Source organism: Ruegeria sp. SCP11 (assembly GCF_040329455.1).
GTDB classification, from domain to species: Bacteria; Pseudomonadota; Alphaproteobacteria; order Rhodobacterales; family Rhodobacteraceae; genus Ruegeria; species Ruegeria atlantica_E.
On sequence record NZ_JBDZYG010000008.1, the window covers coordinates 13,193 to 38,981 of the forward strand.

Annotated in this window: 26 protein-coding genes; 12 read left to right on the top strand and 14 right to left on the bottom strand. The window is 56.7% G+C overall.

Going from position 1 to position 25,789, the window contains the following annotated elements; genetic code table 11:
• Positions 1-83: 83 nt before the first annotated feature.
• Positions 84-974, bottom strand: coding sequence for a haloalkane dehalogenase (locus ABLN94_RS13495; RefSeq protein ID WP_352993106.1), 891 nt, complete (start codon positions 972-974; stop codon positions 84-86).
• Positions 975-1,030: 56 nt separating this feature from the next.
• On the bottom strand, positions 1,031-1,408 hold the full coding sequence (locus ABLN94_RS13500) for a hypothetical protein (protein ID WP_352993107.1): 378 nt from the start codon (positions 1,406-1,408) through the stop codon (positions 1,031-1,033).
• 126 nt (positions 1,409-1,534) lie between these two features.
• Between ABLN94_RS13500 and ABLN94_RS13505 the strand changes: the two genes are divergently transcribed.
• Complete coding sequence (locus tag ABLN94_RS13505; protein WP_352993108.1) at positions 1,535-2,146, top strand: TetR/AcrR family transcriptional regulator; 612 nt, start codon at positions 1,535-1,537, stop codon at positions 2,144-2,146.
• A 128-nt stretch (positions 2,147-2,274) separates the two neighbouring features.
• Here ABLN94_RS13505 and ABLN94_RS13510 read toward each other — a convergent pair whose 3' ends face one another.
• Positions 2,275-3,348 carry an AbrB family transcriptional regulator gene (locus tag ABLN94_RS13510; RefSeq protein WP_352993109.1) on the bottom strand — a complete coding sequence of 358 codons (1,074 nt, stop codon included), beginning with the start codon at positions 3,346-3,348 and terminating at the stop codon, positions 2,275-2,277.
• A 78-nt stretch (positions 3,349-3,426) separates the two neighbouring features.
• Between ABLN94_RS13510 and ABLN94_RS13515 the strand changes: the two genes are divergently transcribed.
• The 4 genes from ABLN94_RS13515 to ABLN94_RS13530 are packed head-to-tail and all read left to right on the top strand — an operon-like array spanning position 3,427 to position 7,077.
• Complete coding sequence (locus tag ABLN94_RS13515) at positions 3,427-4,107, top strand: GntR family transcriptional regulator (RefSeq protein WP_352993110.1); 681 nt, start codon at positions 3,427-3,429, stop codon at positions 4,105-4,107.
• Between the two features lie 11 nt (positions 4,108-4,118).
• Positions 4,119-5,513, top strand: a complete 1,395-nt coding sequence (gene tcuA, locus ABLN94_RS13520) for an FAD-dependent tricarballylate dehydrogenase TcuA (RefSeq protein WP_352993112.1) — start codon at positions 4,119-4,121, stop codon at positions 5,511-5,513.
• The gene (gene tcuB / locus ABLN94_RS13525; protein ID WP_352993114.1) at positions 5,503-6,570 is read left to right on the top strand and encodes a tricarballylate utilization 4Fe-4S protein TcuB; all 1,068 of its coding nucleotides are present in this window, start codon (positions 5,503-5,505) and stop codon (positions 6,568-6,570) included. Before tcuA ends, tcuB begins: the two co-directional genes overlap by 11 nt.
• A gap of 60 nt (positions 6,571-6,630) precedes the next feature.
• Entirely contained in the window at positions 6,631-7,077 is a 447-nt protein-coding gene (locus tag ABLN94_RS13530; RefSeq protein ID WP_352993116.1) for a TSUP family transporter, read from the top strand.
• A gap of 309 nt (positions 7,078-7,386) precedes the next feature.
• Here the strand turns inward: ABLN94_RS13530 and ABLN94_RS13535 are convergent, their stop codons facing one another.
• The 6 genes from ABLN94_RS13535 to dctP form a co-directional block, all read right to left on the bottom strand.
• Positions 7,387-7,794, bottom strand: coding sequence for a universal stress protein (locus ABLN94_RS13535; protein ID WP_352993118.1), 408 nt, complete (start codon positions 7,792-7,794; stop codon positions 7,387-7,389).
• A gap of 124 nt (positions 7,795-7,918) precedes the next feature.
• Positions 7,919-9,433, bottom strand: a complete 1,515-nt coding sequence (locus tag ABLN94_RS13540) for a malonate--CoA ligase (RefSeq protein ID WP_352993119.1) — start codon at positions 9,431-9,433, stop codon at positions 7,919-7,921.
• Positions 9,434-9,438: 5 nt separating this feature from the next.
• Positions 9,439-10,698, bottom strand: coding sequence for a malonyl-CoA decarboxylase (locus ABLN94_RS13545; protein ID WP_352993121.1), 1,260 nt, complete (start codon positions 10,696-10,698; stop codon positions 9,439-9,441).
• Positions 10,695-12,011, bottom strand: a complete 1,317-nt coding sequence (locus tag ABLN94_RS13550) for a TRAP transporter large permease (RefSeq protein WP_352993123.1) — start codon at positions 12,009-12,011, stop codon at positions 10,695-10,697. Before ABLN94_RS13550 ends, ABLN94_RS13545 begins: the two co-directional genes overlap by 4 nt.
• A 5-nt stretch (positions 12,012-12,016) precedes the next feature.
• The gene (locus tag ABLN94_RS13555) at positions 12,017-12,559 is read right to left on the bottom strand and encodes a TRAP transporter small permease (RefSeq protein WP_352993125.1); all 543 of its coding nucleotides are present in this window, start codon (positions 12,557-12,559) and stop codon (positions 12,017-12,019) included.
• A gap of 93 nt (positions 12,560-12,652) precedes the next feature.
• A complete protein-coding gene (dctP, locus tag ABLN94_RS13560; RefSeq protein ID WP_352993127.1) occupies positions 12,653-13,639 on the bottom strand; it encodes a TRAP transporter substrate-binding protein DctP in 987 nt (328 codons plus the stop codon).
• Between the two features lie 138 nt (positions 13,640-13,777).
• On the opposite strand from dctP, the gene ABLN94_RS13565 reads away from it, so the two are divergent.
• Positions 13,778-14,434: a GntR family transcriptional regulator gene (locus ABLN94_RS13565; RefSeq protein ID WP_352993129.1), complete on the top strand. Its 657-nt coding sequence runs from the start codon at positions 13,778-13,780 to the stop codon at positions 14,432-14,434.
• Between the two features lie 146 nt (positions 14,435-14,580).
• Here the strand turns inward: ABLN94_RS13565 and ABLN94_RS13570 are convergent, their stop codons facing one another.
• From ABLN94_RS13570 to ABLN94_RS13580, 3 genes are read right to left on the bottom strand one after another with little or no spacing between them, the layout of a single operon-like run.
• Positions 14,581-15,192: a transmembrane anchor protein gene (locus tag ABLN94_RS13570; RefSeq protein WP_352993131.1), complete on the bottom strand. Its 612-nt coding sequence runs from the start codon at positions 15,190-15,192 to the stop codon at positions 14,581-14,583.
• Between the two features lie 12 nt (positions 15,193-15,204).
• On the bottom strand, positions 15,205-15,921 hold the full coding sequence (locus ABLN94_RS13575; protein WP_352993133.1) for a HupE/UreJ family protein: 717 nt from the start codon (positions 15,919-15,921) through the stop codon (positions 15,205-15,207).
• Between the two features lie 48 nt (positions 15,922-15,969).
• Positions 15,970-16,290, bottom strand: a complete 321-nt coding sequence (locus ABLN94_RS13580; protein WP_352993135.1) for a hypothetical protein — start codon at positions 16,288-16,290, stop codon at positions 15,970-15,972.
• 91 nt (positions 16,291-16,381) lie between these two features.
• On the opposite strand from ABLN94_RS13580, the gene ABLN94_RS13585 reads away from it, so the two are divergent.
• Together ABLN94_RS13585 and ABLN94_RS13590 are read left to right on the top strand one after the other, a co-directional pair.
• Complete coding sequence (locus ABLN94_RS13585; RefSeq protein ID WP_352993485.1) at positions 16,382-16,639, top strand: metal-sensing transcriptional repressor; 258 nt, start codon at positions 16,382-16,384, stop codon at positions 16,637-16,639.
• A 1-nt stretch (position 16,640) separates the two neighbouring features.
• The gene (locus tag ABLN94_RS13590) at positions 16,641-17,960 is read left to right on the top strand and encodes an MFS transporter (RefSeq protein ID WP_352993137.1); all 1,320 of its coding nucleotides are present in this window, start codon (positions 16,641-16,643) and stop codon (positions 17,958-17,960) included.
• A 294-nt stretch (positions 17,961-18,254) separates the two neighbouring features.
• Here the strand turns inward: ABLN94_RS13590 and ABLN94_RS13595 are convergent, their stop codons facing one another.
• Together ABLN94_RS13595 and ABLN94_RS13600 are read right to left on the bottom strand one after the other, a co-directional pair.
• A complete protein-coding gene (locus ABLN94_RS13595) occupies positions 18,255-20,180 on the bottom strand; it encodes a DUF3604 domain-containing protein (protein ID WP_352993139.1) in 1,926 nt (641 codons plus the stop codon).
• A gap of 130 nt (positions 20,181-20,310) precedes the next feature.
• The gene (locus tag ABLN94_RS13600) at positions 20,311-21,747 is read right to left on the bottom strand and encodes a PLP-dependent aminotransferase family protein (protein ID WP_352993141.1); all 1,437 of its coding nucleotides are present in this window, start codon (positions 21,745-21,747) and stop codon (positions 20,311-20,313) included.
• A 60-nt stretch (positions 21,748-21,807) separates the two neighbouring features.
• Here ABLN94_RS13600 and ABLN94_RS13605 point away from each other — a divergent pair, with 60 nt between their 5' ends.
• From ABLN94_RS13605 to ABLN94_RS13620, 4 genes are all read left to right on the top strand, one after another.
• Positions 21,808-22,458, top strand: coding sequence for a pyridoxamine 5'-phosphate oxidase family protein (locus ABLN94_RS13605; RefSeq protein WP_352993143.1), 651 nt, complete (start codon positions 21,808-21,810; stop codon positions 22,456-22,458).
• A gap of 9 nt (positions 22,459-22,467) precedes the next feature.
• Complete coding sequence (locus tag ABLN94_RS13610; protein WP_352993145.1) at positions 22,468-23,214, top strand: pyridoxine 5'-phosphate synthase; 747 nt, start codon at positions 22,468-22,470, stop codon at positions 23,212-23,214.
• 261 nt (positions 23,215-23,475) lie between these two features.
• A complete protein-coding gene (locus ABLN94_RS13615) occupies positions 23,476-24,330 on the top strand; it encodes an ATP-binding protein (protein ID WP_352993147.1) in 855 nt (284 codons plus the stop codon).
• Between the two features lie 54 nt (positions 24,331-24,384).
• Positions 24,385-25,779: a hypothetical protein gene (locus tag ABLN94_RS13620; protein WP_352993148.1), complete on the top strand. Its 1,395-nt coding sequence runs from the start codon at positions 24,385-24,387 to the stop codon at positions 25,777-25,779.
• Positions 25,780-25,789: the final 10 nt, after the last annotated feature.

Consider the following 25,789-nt stretch of genomic DNA (forward strand, 5'->3'; position numbering starts at 1 on the left):
TGTTGGGTCATTTCTCGAAGCATACAATCAGAAAATCCAATTTGTATATACGGTCCTACCGATACTCGAGTGGCTACCCTTGGTCACTTGAAGACCCGCCCCAACCATTCCTCCAGTTGCTTCCCGATCAGATGCGGATCGTCTTCTTGAAGGAAATGAATGCCTGCTCCGATGTCCACAACCTCTAAGTTCTGAATGGTTTGGCGACACCAAGCGACCTCGCTAGGGCCAATGGTGCCACCGGGTGTGGCGTGGAACATCAACATTGGAGTCTGGGTCTCACCCAGCCAATTGCTGTAGGCGCTGACGATGTCATGAACGTCTGTCGGAGTGCCGTCGATTGGAATTTCGCAAGGCCAGACCCGCACCGGTTTGCGGCTGCGTGCAGAGGGGAACGGAGCGCGGTAATGCGCCATCTCTTGTGGTGTCAGGTCGCGCACAATGGCGCTTGGCAGGATTTTCTCGACGAACATGTTGAGGCCTGAAATCATTACCCACCCCAGGCCGGGTGTCCGCATCATGCGGAATCCGGCGCGGAAGTCGGGTGGGAAACCGGCCCAAGTCATCGGACGTATTACGCCTTCCATGAAGGCAATGCCGCGTACGTTTTCAGGATACCTGTGGGCATAGTGGAACCCCAGCGCCGAGCCCCAGTCATGGATGACAAGCGTAACGTTCTTCAACCCCAATGCCTTGATGAACCCGTCCACGAAGGGTACGTGGTCAACAAATCGGTAAGCAATGTCCGGCTTATCCGACTTGCCCATGCCGATCAGGTCCATCGCAATCGCACGCCCCTGACGAGCGGCATAAGGAATAATGTTGCGCCATAGATAGGACGAGGTGGGGTTGCCGTGCAGAAACAGAACCGGGTCGCCTTCGCCTTCGTCGACATAGTGGATTTGTTGCCCGTCAACCTCGACATAATTTGAATCGAATGGAAAATCGGGTGAAATTAACTGTGCGGTGTTCATTAAACTGCCCTTTCTGAAATGCGTGCGTCAGCAATCAAACCCAAAGCTGCGTTTCTTCAGGTGCGATGCGCGAAGAACGCGCGAACGGATGCGGTAAAGGTCAAGCCCATGCTGATGATTGCGATGACAAAGCCAATTACTGCAGTGGCCGGGATCGAGGCCGGAAAATCAATGGCAATCGCGGCACGGATTCCGGTGATGCTTCGCTTGAGGATCGAAGCGACGATGCAGGCGAAGGTCAGCATGTAAGCTAGCATCGTATAGAGCATCAGGTTGGCAGCTTGCGGGCCTGCCGGTTCTCCAACCTGCAGCCCATAAAACTGGAATGCGGCGAAAAAACCAAAGGCCAGCAGGATTTTGAGCGCGTTCAGAATGAAAATCACGCGTAAGGTTGCAGGCTTTGATGCCCCGGTTGTTGGGTCGATGGCGGTCATTTTTTTCTCCCCGTCAGGTTGAAGCGGCTCGGACACGCAGTATTTGCCGCTGCGCATTCGCAATGCTATCCATGCGGATAGGAATCAATTACTATCCGCATGGATAGAAAAGGCAAGGGGAAATCTGTGGCGCGAAAACGTAAGACGGATCACGACAGCGCTGTGGCGGGTGCGCTCGACCTGTTTTGGCGGCGGGGCTACCAGGGCGCCAGCACGCGGGAACTGGAGCAGGAGACGGGGCTGACACGCTTTACACTGCAAACCACTTATGGCGGGAAAGAGAAGTTTTTCCTCAAGACCTTAGATGCCTATCTGGATAACGCGGAAGCTCGTCACTTTCCTGACTCTGAAACCTTTTCTTTGGACGATCTGGCCGACTGGTTCAGAGAGATAGCCTCCGCCGAACGTATGCCAAAGATAGAGGATGCAGGTTGCCTTGCTTTCAACGCGATCAGTTCGTTCGATCGCTCCGATTCCGAAGTCAACGACCGAATTGAGAGATATCTCACCGCACTGGAAGGGCGGTTTGTTGCAATTTTGAGCCGTGCAAAAACCGAGAAGGCAATCCAGAGCGAAGTTGAGCCGGAGGAGGCCGCCAAACTACTGATTTGTCTCTTGTTGGGGCTCCACACGATTATGAAGGCGCGGACATCGGATCAGTTTCCTCAAAGTTACGCCGAGGCCGCGGTAGGGCTTGTTGAAGGGTGGAAAACACCGTTGGCTACACCAGAATCGTAGTGACGTTGGGATGTCAAAAACGATGGCCTGAATAGCAGCTTTAAACGTGTGGCCTCTGGAGCCAATGTGCTAGCAGTCACTTGAGATAGGGACGGTTCGCGCATCTGTTTGGGCTGGTGGCGTTTTGATCAGCCAGATCTATTCCGCGAGTTTTTCCAACGCAGAATAAGGTTGGCGGCGATAGGCGCCCCGATGATGACAAGCACGATACGCGTCAGATGGTGGGTGATTACAAAGCCCAGATCCGCACCAGAGACAATGGCGAGAACCGTCATCTCAGCCTGACCGCCGGGGGCGAAGGCCAGGAAGGCCTCGACCGGCTGGCCAAGGCCCAGCGTGGTTACAACAGCGGTGAAGAGCGCGGCCAACAGGGCTAGAACGACCACATAGGCAAAGCCCGCCGCGACAACCTTGCGCAGTTCAACCCAGGTGACCCCGACAAACTTAACGCCAATCCCACAGCCAATGAAGAATTGCGCGACGAGGATGGCTTCGCGAGGGGGGCGGGTATGAATGAAATCCCCCAGTGACAGCGCAGCCGTCAGGATCATTGGCCCAAGGATGGAGGCCCCGAACAGGCCGATCCGCTCACCACCTTTCCAGCCGATAATGGCAGCCAGAACCATTAGTGCCAACTCATGCACCGGCAGATCGCGTGCGGGCTCGCCAATCGGGTTGTTCAGTTGGGCGTCGTAGAACACGGACAGGAATAAGGGTGCCAGAGTTACGATGATCAGAACGCGCGTTCCGTGGATCAGGGAAAGGGTGCGCGGATTTGCACCGGCTTCGGTGCCGAAGATGATCATGTCCTGTAGCCCGCCGGGCATCGCAGCATAAAACGCGGTCGTTTGATCAAAGCCCCAGAACTTTCGAAAAAATGGCACGCCGACCAACGCGATCAAAAGGATGAACAGCGGGACCAGTGCTATCGACGCTGCCATCTTTGGTAATTCACCAAACAAGTCCGGCGTGATCGACGCCCCTACCGCCACGCCCAGGATTGTGCGGGCCGCGACCGAGACCTGACCGAACCCCTCCAGAGGCGCATGGGCCAAAGCCGCAATCAGGCAGGCGGTCATTGGTCCGAATAGAAACGGCAGTGGCAAGTCCAGTGCCCAGAAAACTCCGGCGCCCAGCACAGACAGACCGAGTGTATTGGCCCTCTTCGTCAGAAGGGAAGTTGAGATTTTCTGGGTGGGCACAATGCAGGTCCCGACGTTGTTGACTCGATATGTATCCAAATGTATACAACTGGACTCAAGATCGCAAGAGAGCCCGTTATGACTATTCAAGACGACCCGTTACAGCCTGGCCCGCAAGGCAATTCCGCGTATCAACGCCTGTTGGACGAGATTCGCGAAGGCTCCCTTCTGCCGGGTGAACGCCTGCGCGAGATCGAGCTGTCCGAACGGCTGGGTGTCAGCCGCACTCCGGTGCGCGAGGCGATCCGGCAGTTGGAGGCTGACGGGCTTGTCACCCATGTTCCACGGCAGGGTGCAACGGTGCGCAGTTTGGATTACGCCGAGGTTATGGAGCTTTATGAGATGCGCGCCGTATTGGAGGGCACGGCAGCTCGTCTAGCAGCGCGGGCGGCGTCGGATGTCGAACTGGATGAGTTGGACGTGCTGAATGACCGCTTGGCCGAGGCGGGTACCGGCCCGGATGCAGCGCGGATTAACCGAATATTCCACGCCACGCTTTTGGATGCGGCAAAGAACCGGTTTCTCGCGAAATCCATGTTGTCCTTGCAAAAAGCGCTGTTGATCCTTGGACCATCGCAATTGCTGGACAGCGAGCGGTCTGAGGCGGCAGTGGCGGAACATCGGCGCGTCATGGCTGCGCTGAAGGCACGTGATGGTGCTGCGGCCGAGACAGAGATGCGCGCACATATTCAGGCGGCACAACGCATGCGTATCCGCGCCTTGCAAGAGCGCGATCGAACAACCGACGACAATCAGTAGGTAGACAGGATATGGCCACCCAAAAGGAAGCTTACGATATCGCTGTGATTGGGGGCGGCAATGCTGCACTCTGCGCGGCGATGACCGCCGCCGAGGCCGGCGCTCGCGTTCTGATCCTCGAAACGGCACCGAAACCCTATCGCGGCGGTAACTCGCGCCACACGCGCAACTTTCGCTGTATGCACAAATATCCTCTGGGTCCGCTGGTCGAGGAATACGGTGAAGACGAATATCTCTCCGATCTTCTGAAGGTCACTGGGGGTAAGACCGATGAGCACTTGGCCCGCCTGGCGATCCGTACCTCAGAGGAATGCCTGCCGTGGATGGAGGAGCGCGGAGTCCGGTTCCAGCCGTCTTTATCCGGGACTTTGTCTCTGGCGCGAACCAATGCCTTTTTCATGGGGGGAGGCAAGTCGCTGGTGAATGCATACTACAGAACAGCAGCGGGCCTAGGCGTTGACGTGCTATATGAAGCCGCAGTGACGCATTTGGAACTGAATGGCGATCGGATCGAATGGGTCGATTACACCTACGAGGGCCAGTCTCATCGCATCACGCCAAACGCGGTCATCGTTGCCTCGGGCGGGTTTCAGGCTGATACGGATTGGCTTACTCGCGCGTGGGGCGAACCTGCAAAGAACTTCCTGATCCGGGGGACTCCGTATAACCGAGGTGTAGTGTTGGCGGACCTTCTGGACCAAGGCGTTGAGAGTGTCGGCGATCCAACCCAATGTCACGCCGTTGCGATCGATGGACGCGCACCGAAATTCGACGGCGGTATCGTCACCCGTCTGGATTGCGTGCCGTTTTCTATCGTCGTGAACAAAGACGCAGAGCGGTTCTATGACGAAGGCGAAGATGTCTGGCCCAAGCGCTATGCAATCTGGGGGCGTCTGGTGGCGGCCCAGCCGGATCAGGTGGGCTATGTCATCATCGACGCCAAGTCGCTGAACCTGTTCATGCCGTCCGTGTTCCCTCCGTTAAAGGCGGACACGCTGGAAGGATTGGCCGCGATGATGGGCCTGCCCGCCGACAAGCTGACTGCGACGGTAACCGAATTCAATGCGGCCTGCGGCGACACCAGTGGATTTCACCCGACCGAGCTGGACGGAGTGGCGACCTCTGGCCTGACCCCGCCCAAAACCAACTGGGCCCGCCCAATCACCGAGCCGCCTTTCTACGGCTACTCGCTGCGAACTGGCGTCACCTTCACCTATCTCGGATTCAAGGTCGACGACACGGCCCAGTGTTCGACCCCCACAGGCAAGATCAAAAACCTTTGGGCGGCTGGCGAAACCATGGCCGGGTCGATCCTTGGGCAAGGCTACCTAGCCGGATTCGGCATGACAATCGGAACCGTTTTTGGACGCATCGCAGGACGTGAGGCTGCCGCTTATGCAAACTGAACTGATCCAAGAAGCCCGCCGTCAGGCAGAGATTTGTAACGCCTGTCGGTATTGTGAAGGTTATTGCTCGGTCTTCCCGTCACTGCATGCCGAGCGCGCATTTTCGGACGGTGACATCACGCAACTGGCCAACCTCTGTCACAACTGCCGGGGGTGCTACTACGCCTGTCAGTACACGGCTCCGCACGAGTTCGATCTGAACCTGCCCAAAGTGCTGGCCGAGGTGCGTCGGGACAGTTGGGAAAGCTTCGCCTGGCCGCAACCCCTCGCGCGCCGGTTCCATACGCATGGCGGGGCCATAGCCTTGGCACTTGTGATTGGCTTTGCCCTGTTGTTCTGGGCAATTCGCGCCATTGGATCGAGCGGAGGGGAGGGGTTCTACACTGTCCTGTCGCACAATGCGATGGTCGCGATCTTCGCGCCCGCGTTTCTTCTGCCGCTGTTCAGCATAGCCATCAGCTTCCGGCGCTATTGGGCTGAGGTTGGCGGTAAACCGATCCAAATGGCTGACGTGGCGGCTGCCTTCAAACGCGCGGGCAAGATGCAGGACTTAGCTGCCGGGCATGGAGAGGGCTGTAACTTCGAGGACGAAGACCGATTTAGTCAGGGTCGCCGACACATTCATCACGCTATCATGTATGGGTTTCTTCTTTGCTTTGCGTCGACCTCAGTGGCGACGGTGATGCATTATGGCTTCGGTATGCATGCGCCTTACGGGTTCTGGTCTTTGCCCAAACTTTTCGGGGTTTCCGGGGGTATACTGCTGACAGTGGGTTGCGGCGCCATGGCGTTTCTTAAGCAAAAGTCGGATCGGGATCTCGGTGACCCATCGGCGTGGGGTGGTGATATCGGCTTCATCTTGCTGCTTGGGTTTGTTGGGTTGAGCGGGCTTGTTCTCTACGCGCTCGGCTCAACCGCTCTGATGCCCGCGCTGCTTGCCATTCATCTGGGGGCGGTGCTGACGTTCTTTTTGCTGATGCCTTATACCAAGATGGCCCATGGTTTCTATCGGCTCGCGGCTCTTATCAGGGATTCGCAAAGGAAACGGGGCGCCTAGTTTTCTGAGAACGCGTCAGCGCAAGTTACAATCGACGCTAGAAATAGCGTCGATTGTTTGATGCGTTCTGACCGCAGCGAGGGGATCCTCGTTCTTTCCGCCCGGCGATACTTGAGGAGAACGTCATTTCAGCCGGGGCTGAAAACCATACTTGACCTTGGGTTCTCGTTCGGTTTCCTGAGCGGGACAGCCGCTGGTTCCGGAATGCTATTAATCGCTTTCTTCAACAGTATCGGCCTAAATGGGCCGTTATTGTTGGGCACCGATGCTGTGATTGGTCTGGTCAACGTGTTGACGCGGTCGGGGACGTTCTACGGGTTCGGGCTATTGGACAAGAACCTGATGTTGCTGGGCTTGTTCATGGGGGTGATTACGGTCCCCGGAACATGGCTGGCGAGTCGTCTGGTCCATCGGATGGGAACACGTATTCACAACCATCTGATTGAGGCGCTTATTGCGATTTCTGGGGCGCTGTTCATTTTGCGAGCAGTCACTTTCACCGGGTAACAACCCCAAGAGTCCGAACAAACGGCTATTCTGAGGGCTCGGCGTTGTCGTAAATAACGTGACTCTGCATGACGTGACAGCCAACCAATTGAACTCGGAAATTCGGTTGGTTTTAGAAGAACGATCAATTTTGATTTTCGCGGGGCGTGGCCCGAGATATTCCCCACAAGACGGACATTGGCCGTGTGTCGGCATGCAGTAGCGCAGCATGCCTGGCTGTCTTCCGGGTTAAATCGAGCGGTGTCTATGACGATTGGTCGATCCTGCATGCGAATGCGAAGTCAAAGAACAAGGGCAGTACGAATGACGTCATCTGGTCACGTGCACGGCACAGTGTGCATGCCGAACAACGCGTGCCGCGGTTGATCCAAGCAGATAATCCTGCAAGCCGGGTTGGTGACTTGCGACCACGATGCAATCGACATCATGTGACGCTGCATAGTCGAGAATACCCCGGCCAGCGTGTCCTTCGACGATCTCGATGCAAGCGTTTGCGAAGCCATCCAACAAAGGCCTCAGCCGTTCTGAAGCGACAGCTTTGACGCGTTCCAGATGACCTTCAGGCAGCAAGTCGTTCGTATACTGAGGCAGATGTTCAATGACATGCAAAAACGTGATGCGGCCATCGTTGGAATTGAGCGCATGTGCAACTTGAACGGAGCTCGCCGTGTCGCGGTCTCCATCCAATGAAATCGGGACGAGAATGTTCTGATACATTGCCTGTAAACTCCTGATCAGGAAAAGGTCAACGGCTTGGAGACACTGTTTTCGCACCTTCAGGCCGTTGAAGTTTGCCCTGCAGCATCGTCGAGAAAAGCGCTGCAGGGCGGGGAGCGTACACCTACGCAGCCACGAACAGATCCTTGTACTGGTCGCGAAGGATGTTCTTTTGGACTTTGCCCATGGTGTTCCGGGGCAGTTCATCCAACAGGATCAACTGACGGGGATGCTTGAAACGCGCGAGGCTTTTGCAAACTGCAGCTTTCATCTCTTCAAGGTCCGGGGTCTCGCCCGGCTCGGCAACGATCACGCCAAGAACCGTCTCGCCGAAGTCGGGGTGGGGTACGCCCACTACCGCGCTTTCCAGCACACCGGGCTGGTCATCCAGCACAAGCTCGATTTCCTTGGGATAAATGTTGTAGCCGCCCGAGATGATCAGGTCTTTATTGCGGCCAACAATATGGACATAACCATCCTCGTCTATGCGGCCCAGATCGCCGGTGATGAAGAACCCGTTCTCGCGCAGTTCGGCGGCGGTTTTTTCCGGCATCTGCCAATAGCCCTTGAATACGTTGGGTCCGCGCACCTCGATCTCTCCGATCTCACCCTGCGGAAGGGCATTGCCATCAGGGTCGCAGATTTCCAGTTCGACGCCAGGCAACGGGAAGCCGACGGTGCCCGCACGGCGCTCTCCTTCATAGGGGTTCGAGGTGTTCATGTTGGTCTCGGTCATACCATAGCGTTCAAGGATGCGGTGGCCTGTGCGCTCCTCGAATTGCACGTGAGTTTCCGCCAACAGCGGGGCCGAGCCTGAGACGAACAAGCGCATATGCGCGGCGAGTTCCTTGGTGAAACGATCATCGTCCAGCAGGCGGGTATAGAAGGTCGGTACGCCCATCATGGTAGTGGCCTGCGGCATCCGCCCGATGATCTCACCCAGATCGAATTTGGGCATGAATACGATGCTGCTGCCCGCAGCCAGTGTGACATTGGTTGCCACGAATAGTCCGTGAGTGTGAAAGATCGGCAGCGCGTGCAGCAGCACGTCGTCGGATGTAAAGCGCCATTCCTCGATCAGCGTTTGTGCATTCGACAACAAGTTGTTCTGGGTCAGCATCGCGCCTTTCGAGCGGCCCGTCGTCCCCGAGGTGTAGAGGAACGCCGCCAGATCGTCACCGTCGCGATCAACGGTTTCAAAACTGGCAGGCATGGCTGCGGCCTGATCCATCAGGCTGCCGCTGCCATCGGCGTTCAGGGTTTCCACTTGCGCCCCCAGTTGCGCGCCAACGGGGGTAAGTTTCTCCTCACTTCTGGCGTCACAGACAATCAGCGAGGCCCCGCTGTTTTCAATGAAATAGGTCAGCTCATCCACCGTATAGGCAGTGTTGAGCGGCAGGAACACAAGACCCGCCTGCGCGCAGGCAGCATAGAGCGCCAACGCTTCGGGTGATTTTTCAATCTGCGCCGCGACCCGGTCACCGGGCTTCAGACCCAGTTGGATTGCCACATGGGCGATCTGCGCGGCTGTGCTCAGAAAGTCCTGATGCGTGACGGTTGACCCGTCGAGCAGATGCAAAAAAGGTGTGTCTTTACCAGCATGAATGCCGAACAAACCGTCATAGAGAGGATTGGCCATAAGGTTTACCTTTCTTGTGTCGTAGGAAGAGAGATTGACGCCGCAAGCGACTTGACCTCGGACGAAGCGATGATCGAGCGGGTGTTGGCAAAGTCTTCGTGGTTCTGGGCCACGCGGGTCAGGTCATAGAGATAGTTGACCATGGTGCCGCCGGACTGAGAGCGACCCTTGTCCGAAGTATCGGCATCGGCATGAACCGCATGGACCATCGCGCCATTGCCCAGATGAAACCGTGCCACCGGATCGAACGGCAGATCACCCCTGCCTTTTGCGTTCAGTAGGTAATGCGCCGCCAGCGCCTTCATCTGATCGGGTTCTTCGATGCCCCACTCGATACCTTCCCGGGACAGCCACTTGGTCAGTCCCGGAATCGGTGACAGGGTGACAAATGTCTTCAGTCCTGACAGCTCCGCTGCCAGATCCGATGCCACCTGCTTGATGAGCGAATTGCCGAACGAGATGCTGGCCAGACCCGCCTGACAATTCGAGATCGAGTAGAACACCGCGGTATCAGCCTGTTCTGCTGGCATCGGGTCGCGGTCCTCGGCAAGCAGGGCCTGAACCGATCCGGGAGTTCCACTGTTCAGAGCGACCTCGACAAAGATCAGCGGTTCATCGGGCATCGATGGGTGGAAGAATGCGAAACAGCGCCTATCGGTGGGTTCCAGCCTGCGGCGCAGATCATCCCAACTGTCGATGGCGTGTACGGCCTCGTAAGCGATGATCTTCTCCAGAATATGTGCCGGGCTTTCCCAATTGATTGGGCGCAGCACCAGGAAGCCACGGTTGAACCAACTGGCGAACAAGTGGCGGAAGTCCAGATCCAGCGCCTGCAACTCGGGCTCTTTACCGCTCAATCGCAGCAAATCGGCGCGCATCTGAACCAGAGCGCCAGTGGCGCCCGGCACTCGGTTCAGGCGGCGGATCAATTCCTGCCGCGCCGGCTCTGCCGCTGCGGCAAAACTGCGATAAGTCGCTTTTGATGGGTTTCGCTCGTACTCGTCCAGAGACGAGCGCACCGCCTCGGGGTCGATATTCATGGCCGAAGCGAGATAGCGGAAGAATTCGAGCTTTTCGTTATCGCTCAGCGTATCGAACCGGGTAAGAATCGCTTCGGCCAACGCCAATCCGGAGGTTTCCCCAGCCGACCCTACAAGCGTATCGGCCAGTTCGGTCAGCGGGCGACCGTCGAGGGCAGCCCCAGCCGTGTCCCGACGGTGACGCCGTTCGAACACAGTTGAGAGAAGATCGGCGAACAGGGTCATACCGATGCCCCCATCACCAGATCGGGCAGCCAAGTCGCCAAGCCCGGGAAGAGGCACAGCAGGACAATCGCGATCACCATGCAGGCTACGAAAGGCAGCGAGCCGGTCAGGATGGTTTTCAGAGAGATGTCGGGCGCGATGCCGTTGATCACATAGAGGTTCAGGCCAACCGGGGGTGAGATCAGGCCGATCTCCATGTTGATGGTCAAAACGACCGCGAACCAGATCGGATCAAAGCCAGCGGTGGTGATGATCGGCAGCAGGATCGGCGCGGCCATCAGGATCACGGCCACTGGGGGCAGGAAAAACCCGGCGATCAGAAGGAATACGTTGACTGCGCCCATCAACACCCAGCGGTTCACGTCCAGCGTACCTATCCATTCGGCAATCGCCTGAGTGATGAACAGCGAGCTTAGCATGTACGAGAACACACCGGCAGCGGCGATGATGAACAGGATCATCACGCTTTCCTTGGTGCTGTCACGCAGCACGACCCAGATGTCCTTGGGGTTCCACAGTTTGTAGATGATCATCGCGATCATAAGGCACAGCAGGGCACCAACGGCGGCCGTTTCCGACGGTGTGGCGATGCCGCCATACATGGCATAGAGCACACCCAGAATGATGCCGAGGAAGGGCAGCACACGCGGCAGGATCTCGAACCGTTCACTCCAAGTGTAGCTGCCGGATCCCAAACGGGTGGCGTCGCCGGATTTCCAAGTGGAATAGAGCGACCAGGCCATGAACAGGCCGACCAGCATCAGACCGGGGATTACGCCGGCCAGAAACAGGCGACCAATCGAGGTCTCGGTGGCGATGCCGTAGACGATCATGGTGACTGAGGGAGGGATCAGGATGCCCAGAGTGCCTCCAGCAGCAATCGAGCCTGCAGCAACGCCATCCGGGTAACCACGCTTGCGCATCTCGGGGATGCCCATTTTTCCGATTGCTGCGCAGGTTGCGGGCGATGAGCCTGACATGGCGGCAAACAGGGCGCAGGCGCCAAGATTCGACACGACCAGCCCGCCGGGGACACGGGTCAGCCAGCGTTCAAGGGCTTCGTACAGGTCCGCCCCTGCCCTCGTTGAGGCTATCGAAGCCCCCATGATGATGAACATCGGGATCGACAGAAGGGCAAAGTTGTCCAGTTTGCCGAACAGGATTTCCGGCATCAGCTCCAGCGACCGAGGGCCGTCGAAGACGATCAGGAACCCGGCCGAGACGATCAGCAGACCGATGGCAACGGATACGCCAGAGAACAGAACAAGGATGGTGGCGATGGCGACAATAGCGCCGAGCAGAAGGGGATCCATCGGCTTTACTCCAGTCCGAAGGGTTTATCGATGCCAAGCAGGACGGCGACGAGGTCCGCGATCAACTGCAACAGCAGCAGTCCAAAGCCGACCGGGATGGACAGGTAGGGAATCCACAGGCGAACACCCCAAACAGTGTCGGATTTCCAGCCGCGCTCCCATGCGAAGTGCCAATACTCGTAGCCGTAGAACAGCATGACTGAGACAATGGCGATGGACAGGACCGAGGTCAGGATCGCCATGAAAAACCGCGCTCGCGGGGCAAGTGAGATCGGGATCAGGTCTACATTCACATGCCCGCGCAGGCGCTGCACATAAGGCAACCCAACCAGAGTTGCGGCGATAACCAGATAGATGACCGCTTCGGTCTGCCAGATGGTCGAGCCGTTCAGGACAAAGCGCACAACGATCATCTGGCAAGTGATGGCGACGGCGGCAACGATCATGCCTGCGGAACACCATCCGGCCAGAGTTGAAAGCGCAGCGACAAAGCGAAGAAAGGGATTGTTCCCGGTGTGGGAAGCAACGGCAGAGCTAGGGCCAGCCATTTGCGCCTCCTGTGATTGAGATGCAATTGAGTCTGAAGATCAGAACTGAGATCAGGTGCCGGGCGGCAGCAGGGCCGCCCGGGCATGGGAGGGTCACTCGACCGCCAGCGCCTTGTCCAGCAGGTCCTGCCCGTCAGAAACTTCTTCTACGAAGGCTTTGTAGGATGTTTCCATCGCCAGCGCGCGCCAGGCTTCGAAATCCTCTGGTGTCATCTCGGCAATCTCGACGCCTGCTTCGGCGAAGACTTTGGCCGAGTTGGCGTCTTGTTTCTTGGCTTCTTCCAGATAGTAGGCCTGTGCCTTCTCAGACGCGGCCAGCAATGCGGCCTGCTGATCTTCATTCAGCCCGTCGAAAGTGGATTTGTTCATCAGCAGCGGCTGATACATGAACCACAGCGCCACATCGCCCGCCGGGGTATAGCAGCTGACTTGTTCGTAGATGCGATAGCTGACAAAGGACGAGGACGAAGTATTGGCCGCCTGCAGAACACCTGTCTGCATGGCGTTGTAGATTTCCGAAGATGCCATCGACGCGATCGAGGCATCTGCTCCGGCCAGCATCTGTTCGAACGACTTGCCCGCCGCTCGGGTCTGTAGACCGGCTACGTCTTCGGGCTTGGTGATGCACCTGTCTTTGCCCGCAAAACCACCGGCCAGATAACCGTGGACCAGAACCATCACGTCATCTTCAGCCATCTTGGCCTCAAGCGCTTCCATGAAAGGCGAGTCTGCCAAGCGAGCTGCGTGATCGTGGTTCTTAACCAGACCCGGCATTAAGGTCAGGTTATAGGCTGGCTGCTGACCTCCGGCATAACTGAGCGGCAGAACAGTCATATCCAATTGCCCCCGGCTAAGCGGCTTGTACTGCTCGCGCGGTTTGAACAACGATTTCGAGCCGAAAATTTTGATTTCCAGATCGACATCCGCCGCGGCAACCTCATCCGCAACGATCTGTGCAACCTGATGTCGGATGTCCTTGTTCGACCACTGATGAGACAGGCGTAGCTCTTCTGCGGAACCCAGTGTGCCCGCAGATGCAAGCGCCAATGCAGCGACGGCTGTTTTGAACATGGCTTTCATTTTCTCCTCCCTTTTTCAAACCCGGGCTTGCCGGGGATGAATAGAAGCATAGGGCGGTTATGTTTTTTAAGTCAACATTTTTGTATACAAGATTTGATTTCTTGAGTTCTCACTTGATCGTGAGTAAAACAGAAACCTATGGACCAAAGACTTGCCGACACCATTGCTCAGGATCTGGAAGAGCTGATCTTTGACGGGACATTTTCGGATGGTGACCGTCTGGACGAAGTCAAGCTGGCCGAGCAATTTGGCGTTTCCAGAACACCACTTCGAGAAGCATTTCAGAGGCTTGCCCTGTCGGGGTTGGTCGACCTCATTCCGCGCCGGGGGGCTTTTGTCCGACAGCCCGGGCCTGTGGAACTGATGGAAATGTTCGAGGTCATGGCCGAACTCGAAGCCGTTTGCGGCCGGCTTGCCGCGCTTCGTATTTCAGATGGAGCCCTGAAGGACCTCACTGACGCTAACTCCAGATGTCAGATGGCAGTCGATGCCGGTGACCCGGACACTTACTACCTCGAAAACGAACGGTTTCATCGAATCATATACAACCAGTCTGGCAATTCCTTTCTGGAACAAGAGGCGTCCAAGCTGCACAGACGGCTCAAACCCTTCCGGCGGCAACAGCTTCGGTTTCGGGGTCGCATGGCGCAGTCGATGTCCGAGCATGAAGACATTGTGCGTGCTCTCGACAGTGGCAACCCTGACGAAACGGCAATTGCGCTACGCACTCATGTCGCGGTGCAGGGAGAAAAGTTCCACAACTTGATGGCGTCTTTGAAGAGTGCATCCGAGTAGCGCATTAATTTGCTGCCCTGACTGTGTGCTTGGGCAAAGGGTCTACCAAATCCGCTCACGCTCTTTAGGTCTTCCAACATTGTGATGTGAATCGGACGGCTCAAATGGGCCGCCGCACAGGATATCTATGCGGCGGCTTGCTTTGTTTACTCGACGATTTCGCTGTAGTCGCCGCGAACCTGTACCATGACTGACACGTCATCAGAGTCACGGTTGCGCCAGAACCAGCCATGCTCACCGGCAAAGGCCGCTTCAATGGTACCTTCGGCACCGGTCGATCCACGCCCCTTTTCATAGGTGATTGAGTTCCCGCCGCCATGACCATGCAGGTCGAAGTTGACCCGACCGCCCGTCACGACCATACGATACTCGGCCGCTGCACCTTCTTCCATGACCAGCTTCCACTCAGCCGACTCTCCAGGTGTGAGAGTAAAGCTGGTTTCATCCTGCCAGACCTCGGCTTCTTGCGCATACACCGACCCGACAAACAGGCCAAGAACGTCGTTCAGCAAGCTCGACTGATCCTGGTTTTCAAGTTGCCGGTCGGATTCGGCTTTGTCAGCAAGTTGAGTTTTGATTTCGCCCATCTCTTGCAGTCCGAGCACTCTGCCCACGCCTGTCAAGTCGATCCCGTATTCGGCCGGCAGAACCACCGTGACAAGGATCACAGCGGCGGACGCGCCTGCAATGACGGTCGAGCGGATAAGTTGTGCCGAGCTTGGCAGTTCCTCAAGACTTGGTCTTTCTGTGTTGAACATGATTGAACTCCTTTACGCGGCGACAAAATAGCCGGTGATCTGATAACCCATCAGGATGAACCCGAGGGTCATCATGACAACGTTTACGCTGTAAGCTTGCTGGAAGAAGTACGGGCTTTTGCGCCAGAACCCCATGACGATGAGGATGATCGCAAGGGCCGTAAGCTGGCCAAGTTCCACACCCACATTGAACGCCAGCAGATTGGCAAGAAGCCCTTCTGGAGCGATATCGTAGTCGAGGATTTTGGCCGCCAGACCCATGCCGTGGAACAGGCCAAAAATCAGCGTCGCAGCTTTGGTATTTGGCTGGAACCCCAACCAGCGCTGGAATGCCCCGAGATTGTCGAGCGCCTTGTAGACAACCGAAAGGCCGATAATGGCATCGACTATATAGGCGTTTACGCCCCAGCCGAACCACACTCCCAACAGCATTGTCGTCGAGTGACCGACCGCAAAGAGGCTGACATAGATGCCGACATCCTTGGCTCGGTAGAGAAAGAACACGACGCCAAGCAGGAACAGGATGTGATCGTAACCTGTGACCATGTGTTTGGCCCCAAGATATAGGAAGGGGATGATGTTCACGCCCCAGATTTCCTGGATATAGCCCGCATCGCCTTCAGTGACGTTATGAGCCAGCACCTGAGACGTACTCAGGGCCAGACTGGTAGTTATTAGGGCAAGAAGGAGCGTCGCGCGCCTGTCCAGACCCCGAATGATAAGATTCATGGATAATCTCCGTTGTTGTGTGATGTCGAGAGCCCGATTGGGGCGACGTCACACGCGCGGAGGTCGTTCTATGCCATTGTTTCTGTAAGGGCCGCCGGGCACCCTGTCGAACGCCCGGTCATCCGGGAGCGAGGCCAATGAAAGCGCATTGCCCGAATCGGGGATAACCATTTGGCTGTGGTCATGATCTGCACCGTCATGGCTGTGCCCGTGCATCGCCCACAACAGATCTTCTTCAAACCCGTGGGTATGCCCGTGTTCTGCAATTATCTGCAAATGCTCCTGCACGGTTTCGATCACGGTTGGCGCGTGGCCCGAAATTGGCTGCAGTGACCACACAACCATTGAAAGGCAGAGAAAGGCTGCCATCGCATTCCGCGTATATCTCTGAACTGCCCTCAAGCTTTCGGTTGCCTCTGTGGTCTTGTTATATCCCCCCGGGGGGGTTATCCTGATGTATATGACAAAACCACAAAAACACGCAACCCACCCCGCACTTATAGCTCGGCTTAAACGCGCTGAGGGGCATCTGCGGTCCGTCATTGCAATGATCGAAGACGGCAAACCTTGCGTCGAGGTCGCCCAGCAGATGCATGCCGTCGAAAAAGCCGTAACCAACGCAAAACGTATATTGATTCACGATCATATGGATCATTGCCTGACCGGCGACAATTCCCATGATCTGGATGAGTTGCGCGCCATTTCCCGGTATCTCTGAAATGTTTGACATCCTTAAAGACCGTACCTTTCGCCACCTTTTCGCGGCGCAAGTCGTAGCGCTTTTGGGAACAGGGCTGGCCACTGTGGCCCTTGGCCTGCTTGCCTTCGATCTGGCCGGAGACCAGGCGGCGATGGTGCTGGGAACAGTCTTTACGATAAAGATGATCGCCTATGTGGGCGTGGCACCGATTGCAGCAGCTGTTGTGACCCAGTTCCCCCGCCGTGCAGTATTGGTCACGCTCGATTTGATCCGTGCGGGAGCGGCTCTGTGTCTGCCCTTCGTGACGGAGATCTGGCAAGTCTATGTGCTGATTTTCCTGCTGCAGTCAGCTTCCGCCGCGTTCACGCCGGCCTTTCAGGCCACGATCCCAAGTGTGCTGCCGGACGAGGCTCGCTATACCCGAGCCCTCTCGTTGTCGCGGTTGGCTTATGACTTTGAGAACATCATCAGTCCGACCCTTGCGGCTCTGCTGCTTGCTCTGATGAGTTACAACACGCTCTTTTTTGGAACGGTTTTTGGCTTTGTTGCCTCTGCCCTGCTAGTGGTTTCGATACTGTTGCCCAGCCCCGAGCCGACCGAGCGCCGAGGTATCTATGACCGCACCACACGAGGCATCCGAATTTATCTCGCTACGCCCCGATTGCGCGGATTGCTTGCGCTGAACCTCACTGCGGCTGCAGCGGGTGCGATGGTACTGGTAAACTCAGTAGTGCTGGTGCGCGGTACGTTGGGTCTGCCAGAAAACGCGCTGGCCTGGACTATGTTTGCCTTCGGGGCCGGTTCAATGATGTCCGCGCTTGTTCTGCCCCGGTTGCTCGACCGCATAGCGGATCGTCCAGTGATGGTTGCAGGCGCTACCGTGGCGACCGCGACGCTGGTGACATTGGCGTTTCTGGTGACGAGTTTCGGCTTGTCATGGCCCATCCTGCTCGGTGCGTGGCTCCTAGTTGGCATCGGTTATTCTGCGGTGTTGACACCCTCTGGCCGCCTCTTGCGACGCTCCTCTCACGAGGCCGACCGCCCCGCATTGTTCGCGGCGCAATTCGCACTCAGTCACGGATGTTGGCTTATCGCCTATCCATTGTCGGGCTGGTTAATGACGCGGTTTGGCACTTCTGAAGCGCTTCTTGTTCTTGCTTTGACTGGGATCACAGGCATTGTTTGCGCCCTGCGCCTTTGGCCCCATGACGACCCTGAAACGCTGACGCATACTCACGAAAATCTTCCATTGGATCACCCACACCTGCAGGGTCAACGGACACATACGCACACTTTTGTCGTTGACGATGAACACCCGCGTTGGTCGCCCACGCTTTGAATTGAGGAAGCCGCACGAAAGCCTAAGCCGCCAAGATGGCGCAAGAAGTCACCGGCGTTATTTGCAGTATTCTACATTTTGAAACCGTAGCGGAGATGGGGCGGAACAGAAGATCTCACGATTTGGGCTTGGCCTGAATGATAGTCTTGAGGGAACTACAAGCCAGCTTTCATCCAAAGATTGAACTTTTGGGCAGGTCAGATGCTAAGTCTGCTTATTCGAACTAACTTTCAATGTTTTTGAGGAGTCACAGGGGCAGGGCAGCCCACCCCTGTCGCGGATATCAATGAAAGATCAATTGCTTTCCGGAGTGTACCAGATTGGTGACGAATAGGCGCGTTCCTGATGGATCAGTTGCGTATTTTCCGGCAAGTCAATGCCATAACGCAGCTTGTCATATAATACCCAGCGCGGGGTGGGTATCTCTAGAACCCGAGCATAGTAGAAGGCGCGCTCGTCCGGGTTGAATTCAGGATCGGTCCACACAGTGATCAACTCAGATGTGCCGATCGTGTTGCTCCAGCTTGCGCTGTCCGGATCCACGGTATTTCCGACCTCGGGCAGGTTGCCATCCGCATCTAAGGCGCGATCATCTGACCAGGCGACGTTGAAGACCTTTTCCTGCAGTTCTCCATCCGCATCCAGCCAGCCTTTGACGACCTGAACACGATCCAAGTTCGCACCGATCGGGTCGCGCAGGGCGCCGATCAGGAACTTCGGCGCATCGTCTCCCTCGCGCGGGCGCAGGTCGCTGCCCATGGGGACGCCCTTGGTATAGCCGACATCGGCAAGAAAGCGGGTCTCAAGGTCCGTGTCATCAAAATCCCACCCGCCAAAGAAACGCAGCCCGATCCGAGGGCCTGTTGTGGCGTAGGTTTCCCGCCGCTTGAACGCGTCGAAAATGGCTGAGCGCGTGTTCTCGGTGGCCCAGACAGCCGTGTAGCCAGAGGCGACGAGCAGATCCCCGGGAATCTCGCCCAGATCGTTGGCGATAAAGGGGTGCTGAATTCGCGTGGCCGACGGCTCAACGCTGACGGATTTACCAAAGAAGTTGTCTTCTTCGGCGGTAGCCAGTGAGGTATGGCTATCGGTCGCGCCGCCCATGCCAAACTTATAGGGGTTCACGCCGAACTTCTCTTCCAGCATCAAGCCGCGCTTCAAGGCCTCGCGCGCATATTCGCCCGCCAGCATGTCATCGGTTTTTAGTTCGGTAATATCGAGATTGCCGACATCCCAGTTCTCGTAATCCGCAAACGGATCATCCGGGCTGAGGTAGGGGTGGGCCTCTCCATCACCCTTGATTTGAGTGACTTCGTAGTGGGGCTCCCATCTTGCGCGGTTCTGAATGTATTCCTCATCCACTTTGCCGCCGTGATAGGTGTCTTCGATTGGGAACATCCAGCCGTTTGACAAGTTGCCGTTATGGGCGAAGGCAACTGCTCGACCGCCTGTCTTGGCTTCATACTCTTCCAGCCATGCGTAAAGAGCCTTGGGATCAGTGTCACCGTAGGGCGGCTGCGTAACTGGTGGGACTACCTGAAGCGCGCGGATCGGCCCATCGCGCAGCATGACATTTCTATGCAGGTTGAATCCTTTGGGGACCGAGGTCCATTCAAAGCCGATGAAGGCGGTAAAGTTGCCCGGATCGTTATGCTGTTCAGCCGCCAGCACAATATGTTCCCACGTGAAGGCAAACGCATCGGCGCCGGGGCTATAGGACTCCAGCAAAATCTCCGGCAGGGTCATCTGCGAGAAATTTGTAATGATGTCGAAGGCCGTTTTTCCGGCCTCTTCGCCACCCGCTTTGTATCCTTCATACCATTCCAACCCCTTCGGGTCCGAGATCACTCCGGGTTTGCCCGCTTGCAGATCGGGTGCGAACCCCATCAGGTCGGTGTGATCGGTCAACACCATCCAATCCAGAGGTCTGGCCAGCCTAACGGGTTGGCCCGTGGACGAAATGACCTGTTCCCCTTTGGCAAAGCGCCACGCCTCGTCAGGAAGCAATGTGTTACCGAACGCCCCGGCATCCAGTGACAATCCGGTATGCAGATGAGTATCGCCCCACAACGGGCGTTCCGGAAAGGATCGGTTGGCGTAGGGCGAGAACGGACGCTCGGGAAAGGTACCCTCGGCGGCTTGTTGACTGGGGACCGCGTCGGCAAAGGCGCTGAACGGCAACAAAGCCAAAGTTAACAAACAGGCAGACAGTCGAAGCATGTGAATCTCCCCTTTCACAGATACCGCGATTCCAAGTTTTGGAATAAACATAAAGAAATATTCTATTGTGATGATATCACTTTGTATCGTTCACGTGTGAAAAACTTGGCCAGTCTTCTGGTAATGGCCGTCAGCGGTCCGAGCGAAGGATTGCAATCAACTGCTCGGCTGCCTCCGAAAGAGTGTCTTCGTCGAAGGCCGCATAGCCCAGCAAAAGGCCTTGCATCTTTTCGGGCAAAGCGCACTGGGCAGACAGGGCGCTGATCCGAAGCCCAATACCCTCGGCGCGTTTGCTTAATTCAATGTCCGAAAGCCGATCAGTCAAAGGCGCCCTCGGTAGAACGCATAGATGCATACCGGACGAGTCGGCGTGAAGATTCAGCAAATCGGAAACGGGGGCTAGGGCGTCAAGCAAATGGCTTTGCCGCCGCGCATAGATGCGCCGCATTCGACGCAGGTGCATGGCAAATTCACCGATATCCATGAATGTGGCTAGGGCTGGTTGCGGGATCAGCGAGGCGCGCGGCCCGACACGGTCGAGATATGACCGTGTGTTGGGCAATAACCTCTTGGGAACAACCAGATAGCCGATCCGCAGCGCTGGGCTGACGAGTTTGGAGAAGCTGCCCAGATAGATCGTGTTGGTCAGGCCGTCCAGCCCAGACAGGGAAGGCAACGGCTGCCCACGATAGCGGAATTCGCTGTCATAGTCGTCTTCGATTACCATCGTTCCGGTTTGACGTGCCCAGTCCAGCAACGACACTCTGCGGGGCATCGGTAGGCTGACCCCGGTTGGATAGTGCCTCGAGGGTGTGACGATTGCGGCATCAATACCCGCAGGTAGCCGCGCCGCATCCAGCCCATCCTGGTCGATGCGGATCGGATTTCCGGTATTCCCCGTGTCGGCGAGGATCGAATGCAGTTTGGGCCAGCAGGGATCTTCGATCGCGATCTGCTTGCCCGAACCAAGCAGGCCATGAAATACCACTTCGAACGCTTCACGTGCGCCCGATGTGATGACAACCTGACCAGGGTCGCAGGCCAAGTGCCGCCACGCCGCCAGATGGTCCGCGATTGCTTCACGCAGCGGATACCAACCCAAGGGATCAGGGCGCGCCAATAGCCCGGGCGCCGGGGCGCGCCAAGCGCGTTCCAGATGGCGGGCCCATTGCCTGTTAGGCAGCAAGGATTGATCCGGCAGGCCGGTTTGAAAGGGGCGCCATGGTTCGGTTGCAGGCCCAGCTGGGCGGGGCAATGGCTGTGGCTGTGACAGATGAGTGATCTCGTTGGCCACATAAGTGCCGCTGCCTTGTCGGGTGACCAGATACCCTTCGCTGATCATCTGATCGTAAACAGCTTGTACCGTGGTTCTCGAAATCGACAACTCGGACGCAAGGGCGCGACTGGCGGGCAACCGTGCACCAACCAAATTGGGAGACGCTGAAATAAGGTTGCGCAAAGCCTCAAGAAGTTGCGCCTGCAGTGATGTTTTCAGCGAAGCATCCAGCGAGATCGCAAACAGATCACGATTTAAATTGGACTTAGAAAAAGTTTCATAATTGGACATTTCAAAATAACCAATATCCGGGCATCAAGGCCTCAACAAGAACAAACCCGAGCTATCAAGATGACCGAGACACTGACAGTCACCGACAGAAGCCGCCTGCGCCGTTCACATGAACGGGGGCATTTCGATCGCGCAACGATCAACAGCATTTTGGACGTACAACCTATGTGCAGCGTGGGATACGTCATAGATGGCAAGCCTTTTGTGACGCCGACGCTGCAATGGCGTGAGGGCAACCATGTCTATTGGCATGGTTCCTCGGCCAGTCGCGCCTTGCGCAATTCGCGAGATGCGCAGGTCTGCCTGTCGGTCGCGATTTTGGACGGCTTTGTTCTGGCCCGGTCCGGGATGCACCACTCGGTCAATTCCCGCTCGGTCACACTGTTCGGCACGGCGGTCACGGTAGAAGACCCGGCGGAGAAACTCGAAAAGCTGGGCCGATTTGTGAACGGGCTGTTTCCGGGGCGTTACGAAAGCCTGCGACCCGATCACGCGCAGGACCTCAAGGCGACCATGGTGCTGGGTATGGAGATTTCAGAGGGCAGTGCCAAGATCCGCACAGGCGGCCCCAATGATGAGGAGGAGGATTACGACCTTCCCATCTGGGCGGGAGTGATTCCTGTCCACACCTCGGTTGGCAAACCGATACCAGACCCCAGAAACATCGACGGCGTACCACTGCCCGAGCATGTGCAAACGTTTCAGCTATAGGGCGGGACCATGACGGAACTTTCGGTAAACCTGAACGTTGCGGCCTTGTTGCGCAATCGGCGAGAACACCCGTGGCCGGATCTTATTGATCTGGCCCGGATTGCTCTGAACAACGGCGCGGCGGGAGTGACTGTGCATCCCCGGCCGGATGAGCGCCATACCCGGCCCGACGACGTGCGCGCGTTGAGGGCTCTGCTTGATGCAGAGTTTCCCAACCGGGAATTGAACGTTGAAGGCTACCCAGACGCGCGGTATCTATCGCTTGTCCACGAGGTGCGAGCGGATCAAGTTACACTGGTGCCGGATGATCCTGCACAAGCAACCAGCGATCACGGCTGGGATTTCGAAGCCCAAAGCGCGATGCTTGCTGATGTGGTCGGCACGCTTAAGGCGGGCGGCCACCGAGTGTCCTTGTTTGCCGATCCCGACGCGGACCAGATGACCCATGCGGCGCAAACCGGAACTGACCGGGTAGAACTATATACAGGACCGTTCGGCGGGGCCTACGACGATTCAAGTACCGAAAAGCGAGAGTTGGATCGTCTCGTTGCCGCCGCGACCGCAGCTGAAGCGCATGGTTTGAAGGTCTACGCCGGCCATGATCTTACGGTTGGTGGCACGGGTAAGCTGGTCTCCCGTATCCCTTCGATAGCCGAAGTATCCATCGGCCATGCGCTGTTTTGTGACGCGCTGACCTTTGGGATGGCGGAAACTGTCCGTCGATATTTGGGTTCTTGTGCCATCGGTCGCGGCTGACATTCAAACACAGCACTCTTCGCGTTTCTTCAGACGGTAGGCGAAGCCCAGTTAATGTGGCGGTTCGGTTGTCTTTGGTACCACTGGTTCGGCGGCGTGACCTTTTCACTGCTATTTGAGCATGCCTTAACGGCAATTCGCCTGCATATACTGGTGAGGAAAGATACGCTGTAGTACTCCCTTTCCGGTATGGGAATGCTACGGACAAACCCAAGCGAGAACGGGCGAATATCGAGCAACAGCGTCAGGTTTCGGTGCCGTTTGCTGATCGGCGATACCGATAACCCGCTGCGGGTGCAGGTGAAACTGGAGGCAGGCCTGAAGAAATACGGGTTGTTGTCCCAGCAGAACTTGGGCCTGATGATGAATCTGTTGGGGCTGACTCCGCCTCAAGGTGCCTTGGAGGGGCTGGACGGTGTTCTGACTGGCCTTCGTACGCGCGAGTTGCTGATAGCTTTGTTAAAGCAGAAATGCATACGTGACCTCGTTATATTGTTGATCGAGGATGGCCATTGGATAGACAGCGCTTCGGCAGAGCTTTTGGCCGCGATGATCAAGGAGACAGGTCTTTCGAATCTCTTGATTATCCAGACACGGCGTCCGGAATACACACCGGGCTGGCTTGGCAAGGCCGGGGTTTCAACCTTGGCGCTGGAGCCATTAGAGATTCAGGAGTTTTCGACTTTAGCGCAAAACCGTCTAGACGTGGATGCTCTGCCTGATGGGTTGGCGGAACAGTTAGCCGACCGTGCGGGCGGAAACCCGCTATTTGGCGAAGAAATCCTAAGTTTTCTGCTGGATCAGGAAATACTGCATGTCGAGAATGGTAGCGCTCAAATCGAGGCGGATATCAGCGAAAGTGGGTTGCCGGTAACGATGCGCAGCCTACTGACGGCCAGAATAGAGCGATTGGAGCCCGATGATCGCGCCTTGCTTCAGGCTGCAGCGGTCATTGGCCGCCGTTTTGATCCAGGTTTATTGTCCCAAATTGTTGAGAGCGCTGATCTTACCGGTGCGGCTTTGCAACGGTTACAAACGCATGACGTTCTGTATCGCGAGCCGAACTCGTCGGACTACATCTTCAAACACGCGATGCTACGGGATTCGGTTTATTAGAGCCTTGTCACGTCGCGTCGGTCCGAGCTGCATCTGGCGATTGCAGACGCTTTGGTGCTGCGCAACGCCAACCGGCTACAAGAAGCCACTGAGGTCTTGGCCTATCACTACGGTCAGTCGGATCGCGCGGATCAGGCGTTTCGCTACAGTACCATGGCAGGGGAGAAATGCCTGGACATTTATTCTCTGGACGAAGCGAACCGGTATTTCGTGACTGCGCTAGAGCTGTATAAAGCCGACCCAAGCTGCGCCACAGAGGCGGAATTCGCCGGGTTCATGGCCAGCTTCGCGCTGTGTTCCAACATCTCATTGCGGGTCAGGACAATTATTGACCTTGCCGACACCGTGCGTCCGGTCCTGCACAAAGCCGGCGACAGTCAAGACCACGCCCTGTTCTTGCATCACTACGTGTCGTGTCTGGTGTGCAACGGAAAGTACTACGACGCACATTGGGTTCAGCAAGAGCTGACAGACATGGCCGACCGCCTGAAAGACCCGACTTCAAAAGCCTATGCCTTGGTGAATGAGCTTTCGGTTTCAATCTATCATGCGCCAATCGACAATTATCGCTTCGAGGCTAAAAAACACGAGGCCGAAGCCGAGTTGGACAAGATAGACGATGCCTATATCCACAATTTCTATCTTGCCACGGTCGGATGGAATGAACTGACCCGAGGCCGGGTCGCCCGCGCTCAAGCAACGTCGGAACGGATGATTGCGCTGGGGGAAACCAAGAACGATCCGCGCGCCTTGGGCTATGGCACCGCGATGAAGGCGCTGATCGCAATGGTGACGGATGACTATGAACTGGCGCTGCAAATGGCAGAGAAAGCCCGGGCAGCCTCGCGAGTCGAATTCGAGCTGGCGATTGCCGAGGCGGCAAGAGTGGGTGCCATTGTGCCGCTTGAGAAACCCGGCGCGCTAGAGGTGGTTCAGGGCCACATTGCGTCTTGTACAGAAAAAGGCTGGGCGCTGTTCACGTTTGGGCCAGCGACGATGTTGGGAGTGGCCTATGCGCTGAACGGTCAGATTGCAGCCGGGCTGCGGCAGATTGAGGGGGCTATTCAAAAGCGTACAAACGAAGGCACACAGGTGTCGGCTGATTGGGCGCGCCTGTTTCTGTGTGAGATGTATCTAGCCATCCTGACCGGTGAAGGGTGCGGTTCCCTGCGGGTTCTGCTACGAAATTTCCGATCAATACTTTGGGTGATGCTATTTGGCCGGAAAAAGTTGATCTCCATGGTCGAGCAGGTGCGCAGTAACCCGCAATTTGACCCCAAAGGGCATTACATTGCGCGCTGCGATATGATCATCGGACTGCTTTACAAAGCCAAGAAGAAAAAGGCGCAAGCTATTGATCACCTGAGCAGAGCCCGTGTCATCGTGGAAACTGCGGGGCGATCACCCATGCTGACGCGTATCGACACAGCTCTGGCCGAGTTGGCCTAGCGGTGCGCCC